Source organism: Paenibacillus ihumii (assembly GCF_001403875.1).
In the GTDB taxonomy this organism is placed as follows: Bacteria; Bacillota; Bacilli; order Paenibacillales; family Paenibacillaceae; genus Fontibacillus; species Fontibacillus ihumii.
In genome coordinates, this window is record NZ_LN884299.1 from 2,225,519 (window position 1) to 2,238,694 (window position 13,176).

10 protein-coding genes and 2 pseudogenes are annotated in these 13,176 nt (G+C 48.1%); 2 read left to right on the forward strand and 10 right to left on the reverse strand.

The window, feature by feature from the left end; translation table 11 throughout:
• Window positions 1–128: 128 nt before the first annotated feature.
• The 9 genes and pseudogenes from BN2762_RS17485 to BN2762_RS17525 form a co-directional block, all read right to left on the reverse strand.
• A complete protein-coding gene (locus tag BN2762_RS17485; protein WP_055108185.1) occupies window positions 129–2,330 on the reverse strand; it encodes a M1 family metallopeptidase in 2,202 nt (733 codons plus the stop codon).
• Between the two features lie 61 nt (window positions 2,331–2,391).
• Window positions 2,392–2,763, reverse strand: coding sequence for a YxeA family protein (locus BN2762_RS17490; RefSeq protein ID WP_055108186.1), 372 nt, complete (start codon window positions 2,761–2,763; stop codon window positions 2,392–2,394).
• A 15-nt stretch (window positions 2,764–2,778) separates the two neighbouring features.
• Window positions 2,779–4,710, reverse strand: coding sequence for an FtsX-like permease family protein (locus BN2762_RS17495; RefSeq protein ID WP_055108187.1), 1,932 nt, complete (start codon window positions 4,708–4,710; stop codon window positions 2,779–2,781).
• Window positions 4,697–5,464, reverse strand: a complete 768-nt coding sequence (locus BN2762_RS17500; RefSeq protein ID WP_055108188.1) for an ABC transporter ATP-binding protein — start codon at window positions 5,462–5,464, stop codon at window positions 4,697–4,699. Before BN2762_RS17500 ends, BN2762_RS17495 begins: the two co-directional genes overlap by 14 nt.
• Before the next feature lie 313 nt (window positions 5,465–5,777).
• Complete coding sequence (locus tag BN2762_RS17505) at window positions 5,778–6,947, reverse strand: DUF4179 domain-containing protein (protein WP_055108189.1); 1,170 nt, start codon at window positions 6,945–6,947, stop codon at window positions 5,778–5,780.
• Entirely contained in the window at window positions 6,944–7,468 is a 525-nt protein-coding gene (locus BN2762_RS17510) for an RNA polymerase sigma factor (protein WP_055108190.1), read from the reverse strand. Before BN2762_RS17510 ends, BN2762_RS17505 begins: the two co-directional genes overlap by 4 nt.
• Before the next feature lie 203 nt (window positions 7,469–7,671).
• Window positions 7,672–8,733: a suppressor of fused domain protein gene (locus BN2762_RS17515; protein ID WP_055108191.1), complete on the reverse strand. Its 1,062-nt coding sequence runs from the start codon at window positions 8,731–8,733 to the stop codon at window positions 7,672–7,674.
• A 476-nt stretch (window positions 8,734–9,209) separates the two neighbouring features.
• Window positions 9,210–10,004, reverse strand: a complete 795-nt coding sequence (locus BN2762_RS17520) for a DUF2935 domain-containing protein (protein ID WP_055108192.1) — start codon at window positions 10,002–10,004, stop codon at window positions 9,210–9,212.
• A 129-nt stretch (window positions 10,005–10,133) separates the two neighbouring features.
• Window positions 10,134–10,535: pseudogene (locus tag BN2762_RS17525) on the reverse strand (MFS transporter); the annotation flags it as partial.
• A 361-nt stretch (window positions 10,536–10,896) separates the two neighbouring features.
• Here BN2762_RS17525 and BN2762_RS17530 point away from each other — a divergent pair.
• A complete protein-coding gene (locus BN2762_RS17530; RefSeq protein ID WP_055108194.1) occupies window positions 10,897–11,076 on the forward strand; it encodes an H-type small acid-soluble spore protein in 180 nt (59 codons plus the stop codon).
• Window positions 11,077–11,478: 402 nt separating this feature from the next.
• On the opposite strand, the gene BN2762_RS17535 is transcribed toward BN2762_RS17530, so the two are convergent.
• Window positions 11,479–11,997 carry a GNAT family N-acetyltransferase gene (locus BN2762_RS17535; protein WP_055108195.1) on the reverse strand — a complete coding sequence of 173 codons (519 nt, stop codon included), beginning with the start codon at window positions 11,995–11,997 and terminating at the stop codon, window positions 11,479–11,481.
• Between the two features lie 495 nt (window positions 11,998–12,492).
• Here BN2762_RS17535 and BN2762_RS17540 point away from each other — a divergent pair.
• A pseudogene (locus BN2762_RS17540) lies at window positions 12,493–13,165 on the forward strand (SOS response-associated peptidase).
• Window positions 13,166–13,176 lie beyond the last annotated feature (11 nt).

The following is a 13,176-nucleotide window of genomic DNA, read 5'->3' on the forward strand; positions in this document are numbered from 1 at the left end:
GGAGCCCCCTTTCTACAGGCGGGAAAGAAACGGGCGCTGCCCGTATGCTTACCATGAGCCTTTTCCCCCCGCTCTGCCATTTTACTATAACCATATTTAAAAAGCTTGCTCTCAACCGAAAGCTTGCCTCACTCCTCGGCGAAAAACTTCGCCATCGGATTGGTCGTCTTATTCTCGGCAATAATGCTGCCAGCTTGATCCCAAACATAATATTGATAGTAATCCGCGCTGATCCCGAGCACGTTTATAATCTGTCCCGTATACCGGTCGATCATGTCAGGACTCCATGCATCCCCATTCCAGAAAAAATGCAGGAGCAGACGGTTTTGATTATACGGATGCTTGATAATATAAGCGCCTGAAGCTTCTTTCAGGTTCATGATGCTTTTCCAATCGAAGCCGATGGCCTTTGTTTTTTGGATGATGCCGGGTTTTAACGCCTGAATAATTCCGCTGCTTCTGGCGCTGCCGATTACGATGATGTTACTGCTCGCCAGTTCCTTTTCCAGCTTGTTCTTTATCGCCTGGCGCTCCGTTATGACATCGGCTGAAATACCCATGATCCCGAGCATTCCTTGAAGCTGCTCCAGCATCGCCTGCTGCTGCGTCTTCGCCGTCCCGGCGGCCTGATCGCCCAGCACGATCGTCAACGGCTCGCCCTGCAGCGCTTTGTCCATGATCCGGCTCATCGTTTCCGCCGGAAGATCAGGAACCTGGGTCATGAAGGACTGGTATACGTTCTTGAACTGTTCATGCCAATATTCAATTTCTTCCGCTTCGGACAACCGGTATTCGGGCTTCAGAGCAAACTTCGGATCATGCAGCGCCTTATCCATCTCCGTACGCGCTTCTTTTCCGAGCGTATCCTCAATTGTTTGCAGCAGCCCGTCGATCGTCGCATTTTTATGAACGTAACGCTTGAAATACTCTCTCATGAACCGGTCAAATGGATCCTCGCCTACCCTACGGTACAGCTGGTAAATGGCCTGGCGCCCTTTTTTATAAAAAATCGCATCTGCTTCCCCTTCCGCTTCGGCATTCGCTGAAGCGATCGGCTTGTCTACAAAAGACATGTCCTCAATTTGAATCGCTTGGAACCCGTTCAAGATATCGCCTTGCTTTTCGGCAAAATATACTTTTGAAAATTCAGCAAAGCCTTCATCCAGGAACGACTCTTTCTCCGAATTGTTGCCGATCAGGGCATGGAACCACTGATGAGCAATCTCATGCACGAATACATAGTCCTGCTGCGGGTTGGCATTATGCTGAATTTGCCCCATCTGAATGACTCGGGAAAACTCAACGGCGACTCCTTCCACATAGGATTCCGCGATCCGAAACTCAGGATAAGGGTATTTTCCGTATTTCTCATTAAAAAAGCTAATCGCATCAAAAGCGGTATCGATATACTGGCCAACGATTTTTTTCTTGTTCGGCATGTTATCGAAATAATAATATTCAACGGTGAGTCCGTCACGAGTCACACTTTCTACTTTATAATTCGGGCTGGCAAAAAAGACGAATTCCCTCGTGTGATCAGCATTGGCGGACACGACCTTCCGGCCGGGCTCGTCCTTAGCCTCCTGCGTGGTGATCGTCCCCGGCATCAGGACTTGATAGGAAGCCGGTACGTTAAAGTGAACCTCGAAATCCGAGGATACGTAGTAGTCGGTCTCAAAGTTGGTGCTGTAGGGAGTTTTATCCCATTCATGCTGTTCCTCGTCGTAGACCGAAGCCACAGGGAACCAATACGCCCCGTTGATGATATCTTTATAATAAGAAAGCCGCTGCATGCCATATGGAATTTTTACGTCGAAGCTGAGGTCGATGGTTACCGTCTCGCCCGGCTCCAGCCCGCGCTCCAATTGTACGGTCAAAGCCTGGTTGCTGTTCGTAAAAACCAAGGATTGCCCGCCAGCCGCTGCACTCAGAATGTCAATGCCGCCAAGGAAATCCTCCGGCTTCTTCTCCGGGCTCTGCTTGCGGATCTCCTCGTTGTTTCTAACGAACATCGACGTTTGCGTCTCTTTGGAGCGATTCGCATCAGCGAATGTATGGAAGACGATCTCCTGCAGCGTGTCCTTGGACATGTTCCGGTACGTGACCGTTTCCTTTCCCCGGATATGCATGTCCTGCTCGTCCAGCCGGGCGTCGATCCGGTATTGAACCTGGGCATGCTCCTGCGCCGCTTCGGCGGGCTGTTCGGCGGATTGGACTGCCGGCCCGGCCAGAACATGGCTAGCGCCAATCCAAGGACTTGCGGCTAGCGTCACGGCCAGTGAATAGGCCAGTGCTTTGTGGGTTACAGATTTGAAAGTCGATTTCTTCATGGGTTCTCTCCTTTTTTAAACATAAGATGTATGCGCTCATAAGGCCATCCAGGCCGGGGACTCAATTCCCGGCGGCACTGTCCAGCTTATGCTTCGCCTTCTCCGGCAGCTCCTCGGCCTGTACCTCCTGGTAGGAGCTGACCTGATCTTTTTTTACATAGATTCGCAAATAAGCGTCCTTGCGCAGCTCCTTGCTTGCCGTAAAGGTCAGCTCTTTTTCTTTCCCATTGGAATCAAAGCCCTTCAGGGTGTATTCGTAATAGACATACTTCTCTCCACTGTTAAATTTATCTTCCACTCTCTTTCCGTCCAGGTTGATCTGCACGAAATATTGCTGCGCACCAAGACGGTTCATATTTACGTTTTGGATAAAAAGAACAAATCCGACCAGCACGACCAGAATGAAGAACATGGCTATCCGTGCTTTTTTCACTTTGGCTCACCTCCTTTACTTTACATTCGTAACGATTTTGTAGTAGCTGTTAACGGTCAGGAAATAATAGATTAAATAAATGCATATATAAGCTCCCATACAGGTAACGACGGGAACGGCAAGACTGGTCATTAGCAGTTTCGATAGCGCCGCGAGAGCCACCGCGCAATGCATCATGCCGAAAGCTAGCGGCAGGCCAAAAATAAACATCATCTGCTTGGCGACCGTGTTGCGGATCTCTCTTTTCTTGACGCCGATTTTATGCAAAATCAAATAACGGGCTTTGTCGCTGCTCGCTTCTGTCAGCTGTTTGAAGTAAATGATGCTGCCCGTAGCGGCCAGGAATACTAATCCGAGGAATCCCCCCATAAATACAAGTAGGCCGGTTGACTCCATGCCCCGCGCATAATCGCTGTAAAAGCTTGTAAAGCCAGCTGTCTCCGGCAAAATGCCTTCCAGCTGTTTCGTCAGCTCCTTGGCCTTATCCTGATGCGATATGCTGTAGGCTTGGACTGCCATCGTTTTGGCCTTCGGCTGAAGGGCCGCAAACATTTCGTCACTGACGACAATGGTCGAATATACCGTACCGGTATTCAGTACGCTGTATTGTTTCAGCGCTTTGAAGCGGAGCGTTTCCTTCATGCCCTTGCCCTTCAGCGTGATCGCCGAGCCCACATAATCCGGGGATATCCCCTCCATATGCATCGGCTCAAGCACCGCGGCTTCGCTGCCCTCAAGACTTACAGCATCATTCCGCCCTTGAAGCTTGGCCAAGCGGTTAAAGTCCTGGCTCGAAATTACTGTAAAGGATTGCTCATTCAAGCCGGTGTTTTGCTTCAATCCGGAGGTATCGGCATCCACTTCAAGAAGAGAAATGGATTCGTGATAAAGCACTTTATGCCCCGGAGCCTGCCGAATGGCCTGATCGGCTTTGCTGTCTGCAATTTCGCTGCCTCCGATAAACATATAGCTGTTCGGATTCGCAAGCGCCGCATTCGTTTGGTTGTTATAGTAGAAGCTGTATGACGTCCCGACCGCCGTAAGCGTCGTTGCGCTCAATACAGCGATGATCGTCAGCGTGCGCGCATTTCCCTTCATCCGGTACAATAGCTGGGATATTCCGATCAAATTCAAGCCCTTCCAGTAGCTTTTTTTGTTCCTGCGGGACAGCTTCAGCAGCGTGACCGTCAAGGTATTAAACAGCAGATAGGTGCCTAAAATGACCGATACCAAAATGACGAGCGGAGTCAGCATAAAACCAAGCGCCGCCCATGCTTTGGACGTGAGCAGATTTTGCAGCGCAAGCCAGTAACCGAAGCCGATAAGGAGGACGGACAACAAAGCGAGCAGAATGGAAGCCTTCGGCTCCTTTTCATGCTCCTGATCCGCCTGGAACAGCTCGATCAGCTTAAAGCGGTATATCAGCCGGTAGCCCTGAACCGACGTTATAAGCGTAATCATCATAAACACAATGAACGTGTTGGCCATGGCAGCCAGAGATATCGTAAAGTTCGGTACGGCGTCGTAGCCCATGACCTTCATCAGGAGCATCACAAAAAAACGGCTGAGCACGGAGCCCAATGCGATGCCTATGATCAATGCCATAACGCCCATCAGAAAGTTTTCGTAAAAAAGCATTCGCCCGATCTTTTTCTTGCGGACGCCGAGCAAGGAGTACAGTCCGACCTCTTTTTTGCGCTTGCGCGTAAAAAACGAATTTGAATACCAAATGAAAACAGCTACGAATACGATGAGCACGACCGCCGCGCCGCTGAAGGCTGAGCTGATCTTCTGCGAACCGTCCGAAGCCGATTGAATGGTGCTGTCGTATTTTAAAGAGACGAAGGTAAAATAGATCACAATACTGAAAATCATCGATGCGAAATACAGAAAATAATTGGCGAAATTTTTCCGGATGTTTTTCCCGGCGATCTTAAACAGCGTCATGATGTCCACCCCCGAGCGATGCCAGAACCTCCAGAATTCGTCCAAAGAACTCCTTCCGCGTCAGCCCTTCTTGGGGAAGCTCCTGGAACAGCTGCCCGTCCTTAATGAAAATGACCCGTTGACAATAGCTCGCCGCGTAAGCATCGTGCGTTACCATCAGGATGGTTGATTGGTTGGCCTGATTCAGCTTGCTCAAGCTCTCCAGCAGACTGGCAGCCGATTTTGAATCCAGCGCGCCGGTCGGCTCGTCTGCAAGAATAAGGCTCGGATGGGTAACGATCGCCCGCGATGCGGCCGCCCGCTGCTTTTGTCCCCCGGAAATATGATATGGGTACTTGTCGAGGATCTGGCGGATGCCGAACGTGTCGGCTATTTCCTGAACCCGCTTTTCGATCTCTGCGGCAGGCACCTTGGACAGCGCCAGCGGAAGCACGATGTTCTCCTTCACCGTTAGCGTATCGAGCAGGTTGTAATCCTGAAAGATGAACCCGAGCTTATTCCGGCGGAAATCGGACAGCTTCTCTTCGTTCATGGCGACGATATTTTCCCCGTCGATTGTGATTTTCCCGGATGTCGGTGTGTCGATGGTCGAGAAAATGTTCAGCAGTGTTGATTTTCCAGCTCCTGAGGGACCCATAATCCCGACAAACTCCCCTTCATTGATACTAAGGCTGATGCTTTGCAGAGCTGTATATTGGTTTCCTTTTGCGCCAAAGATTTTGTTCACGTTGTTAGCTTGCAGTATGGTTTTCATGACTATCTCCTTAATATGTCTAGATTAATAAACACAAACCTAATCTTAATGGCCGGACCTTACACCATGTTAGCCCCAACCTTACAGCAACCATAAATTTAGCGGAAATAGCTCAGGACGTCCTTTCGATCGTTCCTGATTACGTTAAATGAAAACTAGTACTTGCCCAAGATTTCGTGCGGGCTACTTACTCCCTGTTTACTTACTGCCTGGTTAGCTAGCCTGTTGTCTGGTCTACAATATGCAGGCACAGCAAATACTCCTTCACGGAGTGAAGGAGTAAGAATAAATGTATTCCTATCGAGTAGAATGTCTATTCAAGAATAATGACTTTGCCGTAAATAACGCCTTCTGCGTCTCTGGAAAACTGCAGGGCCCAGTTGGTTGTACCGTCCCCGCTGAAGTGAACGGCATCCGAATCCCCCGTCTGCCCTTCCGTAAACAATTCATCTGGAGAGATTGACACACTCCAGCCGTTATACTCATAATGGATGTTTCCATTGCTCTCATGGGTCACTTCTTGAACAGATTCCGGGATGACTGTACCGCCTGGAATTTTGGCTTTCAGTACCTCCATTTCGCGGAGCATTTCTGCTTCCAGATTAGCATCGGAGAGTGCTCGGTCTTCCATATAGCTCGAATTCTCCGGGATCTTCTTTGCCGCAGGTTCCGTCAGCAATTGCCGCAGATAGGCTTTACCTTTAACCGGATCCGCTTTAGTCTTATCTATAGGAAGATCAAACAGAACAGCAGCTCCATCATATTCCTTATTCGGGCTGATCTCACCGGTGCTTTCGTTATACGTAAACGCCTCATTATTATAGAAAGGAGAACCGCTGCTAATCGCCATATAAATGCCTCTGTCCGCAAACATCTCTATTCCGTCGCATTCAATTAGCCGGTACATGATTCCGTCCAGCACGACCTCGGAATATCCCCCGTTCATCGTTGCGATGTTGATCTGCCATGGCTTGAGACCTTTAATAAGCGGTGAGATGAAAAAGGACTCCTTGCCATAATCCGGATCACTTGCTGCGGGCATTGGAGCACCATCCTGTCTGGCTACAGATACGACGGCATAGCTTCTATCAGGATAAACATTTTGTTCCGGGCCGCTAAGCTCCTTCAATCCCGCGCCGGATACGATTCCGTGCAAGGTAAAATGATACCCTCCGGACGCCGCCGACTTGTTGATTTCAATCGCATCGCCGCTTTCAAACGCCTCGGCCACAATATTTTCGCCCAGGTGCTCCGCCACTTGCTTAGGACTAAAAAACTGTGCAACCGCAAAAGCCGTAACGGACATCAAGAGTGTGAAGGCAGCGGCCATTACGCCGATGGACACTCTTTTCCGGTTCATTCGCTTCATCGCCGTTCTCTCCTTATATCGATCTATAATGGCTTGGTTCAATTGCTCTTCGGGCTCCGCAGTCGAAGCTAATGCTTCTTTAAGCAGACGCTCACCGTTTTCAGTTTGCTTCACGGAGAATCGACCTCCACTAAATTTTTTATTGATTTTCTCGCTTGATGAAGCCTGCTTTTTACCGTCCCCGGCGGAATTTTTAAAACCGAGGCGATTTCATCCACAGACATTTCCGCCGTGTAGTACATATAAAGCGGTATTCGCAGCTTATCGCTTAGTCTGTCTACGGCGTTCCGGATCATGATGCGACGTTCCCGGGACAGTACGGCTTCCTCCGGTGTTGCTTCTCCCACTGCTTGGCATTGCGTGTCCACAGCCCCGGTAAGTTCCGTCGTGGGCGCAATCCGCTGCCTCCAAGCGAGTTTCCGGCGCTGGTTCTTCCGAAGACGGATCGCTATCCCGATGAGGAATGCTTTGGGATTTTGGCTCCTGTCAATTTTATGGGACAGCTCTAGCGCTTTAAGGAAGGTTTCCTGATAAAGATCATCGGTATCCGTCTTGTTTCCCGTAAGCTTGTAACAGAATCCGTAGAGAACCTTGCCGTGCTGTTGTATAAGATCACTTAACTCCTCGATACCCAATTAGCTGCTCCTTTCTGAATGGCCATTCAACTATATATTGTCATAACTCGGCAATCGGTTCATTGTTAAGACGAATGTTCATAGCCGTGACCTTTGATTTCCTAAATTCAAATAATAAAAAACCACGGAATTGTTGCTCCGCAGTTTTTTATATCAGATGGATATTCACATTCAGGCATGTTACCAACTTTTTCGTCTTTCGCTTACCCGATAGTGGATACCACGTTGCCGTCCTGATCCTTGATATGGGTTCTAACGACTTGAATAATCAAGCCTTTATATGAAGGCAGCCGGATCTCCTCTTCCTTCGGCTGCAGCTTTTGCGAAATCTCATGAATAGCTGCCTCATCCAATTTAAGGCGAACTTCGTTCTCTTCTGTCTCGTAGCCGGTTTCCATTCCAGGCTTCAGCACTACGCTCATGTCCTGACTGGCTAAAGTCAAATCCTTCCCTTTCAGAAGGCGGCCGCGAAGCAGCTTGCCGATCGTTCCCGCCTGCTTCGCTCCTAAGCAAAGCACAGCCGGCGTCTTGCTGAACAGACGGTTCCTTCCGGGCTCCCAAGCCAATTGATCTACAAATAAAAATCCGGTGCTCGAGCCATCCCGCTCTATGCCCCTTTGGACGGCTTCCGCGACAGCAGGAATCTGCAGGAGGGAATCCCGGGATAAATCGGTGATATACCCCGGCAGCGCTGCCTGACTGGCCTCCAATACGCCCAGCGTGCTCCACGTCTTCATCGCCTCCAGCTCATCCTCCGTGATCCCGATCATCTGCACAAATTCAACACGTCCATTAGGTGTATGAACGGGAGGAAGCTCGGGATCCTCCATAAAAGCGAGCGCGGTCAGCTGGGTATCCGCCCCTAGACAGATCGGTCCATTGGCATCCATATAATCGCCGGAAGCGAAAATATTTCCGCTATTGAACACATACCTTCCCATATTTTGAAGCAGGTTCAGCGCCCACATCGGGGGCTCCTCCTCGTCTTCCCCGCGCGCCACCCGAAAAGTGAGCTCAAATCCATAACCGCTATAATCAGCATCCTCCGACTCTTTCTCATAAAGCTCGGAAAATCCGAACGTCACGATATGCCAATGAGGGAACGGCTTCTCCGCTTTATAGGCGCTTAGGCCGTCCAGCGGATCCTTGCCTCCCAGCATATAAGGAACGACCGTACCGTAATGCTTAGGTTCCTGAGCTCCATACAGCTTCTTCATTTCTTCTTCAATTGCATCCCAACCGGTTGTAACTGCTTCTTCGTTCATCCTATTCCCTCCATATCCTTGTCATTTAAGCCCTGCTCGGGGGCAGCTTTCACTTCGGCAATCATCCCCAAATTTTCGCTATATCCAAGACGTTATGTAATACACTGCAGACCTGAATAGTCCATATGCCTCATTGTAAATATCCTGCTGCTCCAAAAAGCATATCAGGTCACTATGAATCTCTCCACAATGCGACTTCCTTCCTTAAATTTCGCAGAAATTCGACGATCTTTCTCATCATACACTGGAAAAGCAAGGAAGCGGTAGGTACAAAGTATTCAGAAAAAGTAAGATGATCATCGCATGAACGATGGATAACTTAGGCGTAAAGTCCTGTGGATTTAGAGAATCGTTAAAACAAAAAAAGAGCACTGACCTATTTCAGACAGCACTCTCTTAAGGCAATTCTATCTTTCATCCAACTTCCAGTCCTCTGGCAAGCTATCAAGCCCCTGAAGGACATGGGAAACTCCGCTTCAGCCTGTGACTCTGGGCTTCGCCGGATCGCAGTTTGGGCTCTGTATTTGACCTAAGGCGGCCAACTTGGACAGATAGTAGCATTCTTCACGATACATATGATCCGGCATCAGTGGATTAATCCGATCCAGCACCTCACCGCGTAATCCAAGCTCCTCGAGCTCCGACAGAAAATGCATAAACACCCTCATTTCCAGGTCGATATCCGCATGAAATTTGCGAAGAGCGGGAAAATCCTTTAAATGGGTCCGCAAATATCCGGTCATTTCCACGGCCTTCAGATAGAAGCCTTCAAAATCCTTTCTAAAGGCCATACTCTTTGCAATTAATGGCTTTTCCGCAAAATCCAAATCGGACGCCAGGCTTGCGGCGTGGCCGATGGCGTCCTGCAGCCAGACCATATCGTAATGCAGGGGGTGAAACAGAGGAACTCCCCGACCTTCATTAAGCGCCTGCAAAACTCGCTGATACTCCTCCAATTCATTAACCATGTGATTGATAAAAGAAGGGGTCAACAATAGATCAATTTTCCCAACAAGCTGCCGTTCCAGCAAATTCAGCTTAAATTCTCGCAGCTCATGCACAGCATGACTGGCATCATGCGTCAGTTTTGCGAGGAACGTGGATGCACCCGGTCTCCTCGCCTCCCCGAGCAGCATATCAAAGCTGGCTATCAAGCGTTCGGCGGTCGCGACATCCGCTTTTTCCCTGGGTGACAGAGCAGTTAAAATAAACCGGCAATGGTCGCCAAGAATCTGCAGCCAAAACCGGTGTTCATACAATGCGTCATCCATGAACTTGCCTCCTCAGCCTTTTATCCAGAAATATATGCTGCTGAAGCTGGAGTAGACCCATCGCAATCTGTCTTCTATATGATTATTGATTTTTGATGCAGCTATAATCGACCGTCCCGCTTAATCATGCTATAAATTCCCGAATTCCGGGTCATTTGCTGCATCCTCTTTAAGCAGCGGCATGCCCGCTTCGACCAACCGCTTATTGCGCGTGAAAAATACAGTCAGCAAGAGCATAAGCAATCCAGTTCCAATCAGCAGCCATTCGACTTTCACCACATCGGCAAGCGGTCCGAAGATCAGCATCCCGACTGGCATCATAGATGTCGAGATCATTCCAAAGACGCCGAATATCCGTCCTAAATAATTTTTATCCACCTTCTCCTGCAGCATAACGGTCGTCGGCGTATTAAAGATCGGCATCGCTACTCCGAACATAGCCATAATGGCCTAATAAATCCAGAAGTCAGGTACAATGCCGAGTGCAAGTGTCGACAAGGCCATCACAAAGCTGGCAATCGCCATATTGTACCAAGGAGGAGGAGCCGAACAGTATCCTCCAATGATTTTCCTTGGTATCTTCGATTTGCGGATCCTAGCCCTTTGTGTTTTATCATCCTTAAACCAATAACATTAACCAAACTTTAACATTAAATAGGACGGAGCATTTCTTCTTAATTGCTCCAATAACAATCGGCACAATGTCATACAAATGGATGCATGGATTAACTGCGCTTCGCGGAAAAAACGAACTTTTGCATAAGTTCGAACCGGTTGGTGCATTCTAGTCATTGCAAAGAATTTAAAGCACCACATGGAGGGATCAGTTCGGCTAAGAGCAAAACCGTCAGATTGATCCACCGAAATGATCTTTCGAATAAGGAGAGTTTTTATGAACAAACAAAGAGCAATTGAAATTTCAGAATCGGCTATAATGAAAAATGTAACGTATCAAGATATTCCCATCTTTATCCAACATGTTAATGAGGATGGAACCGCTCGGGTGTATCCAATCGGAAACTCAGAGCAGGAAATGACCGTTCCTTTGTCCAGTCTGACCGAGCATCCTTAGGCAGAGACTAGAGCCTCCTCTTCTATAATATTCATTCCACAATAAAACAAATGCATGAAATCTTTACGGGGCTTTAGGGTAAATTTTTAATACATAAGTACACTGATATCTTACATCAGCAAGTACCCCATTTCACGACCTCTTTATTTTAGCAAACATGGCAAAGGATACGCTACTCTAGATCTAATGGACCTTAAACAAAACAGTTGAAGCACTCTCACATGAGAGTGCTCCTTCTATTTAAATCTCATATAACTTCTATCCGTAACCGGTTTGACGACAGGAATGCTTTGACTCGCCCCCGTGATAACCTATCATGAAATAACAAATCCGTTAAATCATTCAGAATCCTCCATCTGCATGGATTGCCCCGTAATATGAACTCAGCGATCCTATACTCCCTCAGCTTGGCTGCTCGGTAACCTTATACACGTTTGTATACAAGATTTCTTTTTGATGGGTAAACTCCTCTTCCGTGAGAATTCGAGGATAACTCATAATCTTCAGCGGTAAATAGGTCTCCCCTTCTTGAAGAGGCGGCTGCAAATAATCAAAAGGATTAAGCTGGAATCCCAAGCGCTCATAAAAGGCTATTCTCCGTTGTGCTAGGTCTGTGTCAGGATACTCCACCTCCAATAGGATCGGCTTGGATGACTCTCTCATATAAGAGGCCATTAATTTCCCGCCTATGCCGCTCCCGCGGGTGTTTGGATCGACAGCAATATGTTCAATGAACCGGAACGAAGGAAATTCCCAAACTGCCATGAACGCGATTACTTGGTTGTTGCTGTTTATTTCCGTAATGAGACGGTAATATGGCTCGGCCAACAGTTCCTTCTGTCCGGCATAATTTCTTCGTTCACTTGTTGGAAAAGAGGCTTTCATAAGCGCAAAAATTTTATCAAACTCTTTGTCGATCATGATAAGATTCTCCTTTATCTAGGCTGCTTGACAATATAAATACTAGGGTCTCACTAACTTCATTTTTTGATCCCCTCTTTTCAGTCAATAACAATATGGTAACACAACACAGGCGTGTTCGAAATTAAGCACACTCTTCTCTTATTACACATTCCCAAGTCCAACAGAGGGAAATTTAAAAATTAGCCTCAGACCGCCTTTGCAAAACCGCAATCAGAATCCAACTCTTATTAATGAAATTAAGCGAATTGTCTCTTTTAAGTAGGCTATGTTATATTCTAATGTTGATATTTAACCATAAGAAAACCGTCTTGCTACCATAAATTTGCAACAAAGTGTGGATTTAAGATAACTGCCAGTTAGCTTAACAAGAATAAGCAGAAATCTCCGAAGCCTCCAATCCGATTTACCATTTCGCTTAACTCAGCTTCAGCTAAAACACATGAATAAATTCCCTTCTTATGCAAACAATACAAAAAAGGAGGCTGTTGCTTCATGTGTCAACGTTTTTCCATGGCGGCCGAGCTGCCGGAGGTTCAGGAGCATTTCCATATTGAGCGCGTGATGTACTACTACAGAAACCGTTATAACATCAGCCCCACGCAGAATATGCCGGTCGTGCTGCAGCAGAACGGGGAACGGATTCTGGACGAGTTCCGCTGGGGCTTTATCCCCTACTGGGGTAAAGATGCGATCAACGCAGATCTCAGGAATGTCCACCGGAACCCGACCTATCGCAAAATGGTGGACAAGCAGCGCTGTATTATCCCCTGTAACGGGTTTTACTATTGGAAGACAGTAGGAAAGAGATCATATCCGGTTCGGGTAGTCCTGAAAAACCGCGGCATGTTCGGCGTAGCCGGCCTGTACGAAATTTGGCGGGATGCGCATGGCGAACCGCTCCGCACCTGCAGCCTGGTTATGACGGAAGCCAATCCGCTGATTGAAGAATTCGACAGCCGGATGCCGGCGATTCTCGCCAGAGGACATAACCCGGTGGCTTGATGAACAGACGAACGATCTGGAGGCCCTGGATCTCATCCTACGGCCCCATTCGGCAGAAGAGATGCATGCCTATGCGGTTACTCCATTGATTGACAATAACAGGCATGACACGGAGGAGTGCATTCAGGAAATGGATCTGAAGCGGGCGTGGGTCAAGCGCTGATCTCCCGGCGC

What these genes read in the sequence shown, in the direction of transcription:
- BN2762_RS17495 (WP_055108187.1), bottom strand. Translation starts at nt 4,710, where the DNA reads ATGACGCTGTTTAAGATCGCCGGGAAAAACATCCGGAAAAATTTCGCC.
- BN2762_RS17530 (WP_055108194.1), top strand. Translation starts at nt 10,897, where the DNA reads ATGAACAAACAAAGAGCAATTGAAATTTCAGAATCGGCTATAATGAAA.
- BN2762_RS17515 (WP_055108191.1), bottom strand. Translation starts at nt 8,733, where the DNA reads ATGAACGAAGAAGCAGTTACAACCGGTTGGGATGCAATTGAAGAAGAA.
- BN2762_RS17485 (WP_055108185.1), bottom strand. Translation starts at nt 2,330, where the DNA reads ATGAAGAAATCGACTTTCAAATCTGTAACCCACAAAGCACTGGCCTAT.
- BN2762_RS17500 (WP_055108188.1), bottom strand. Translation starts at nt 5,464, where the DNA reads ATGAAAACCATACTGCAAGCTAACAACGTGAACAAAATCTTTGGCGCA.
- BN2762_RS17520 (WP_055108192.1), bottom strand. Translation starts at nt 10,004, where the DNA reads ATGGATGACGCATTGTATGAACACCGGTTTTGGCTGCAGATTCTTGGC.
- BN2762_RS17535 (WP_055108195.1), bottom strand. Translation starts at nt 11,997, where the DNA reads ATGATCGACAAAGAGTTTGATAAAATTTTTGCGCTTATGAAAGCCTCT.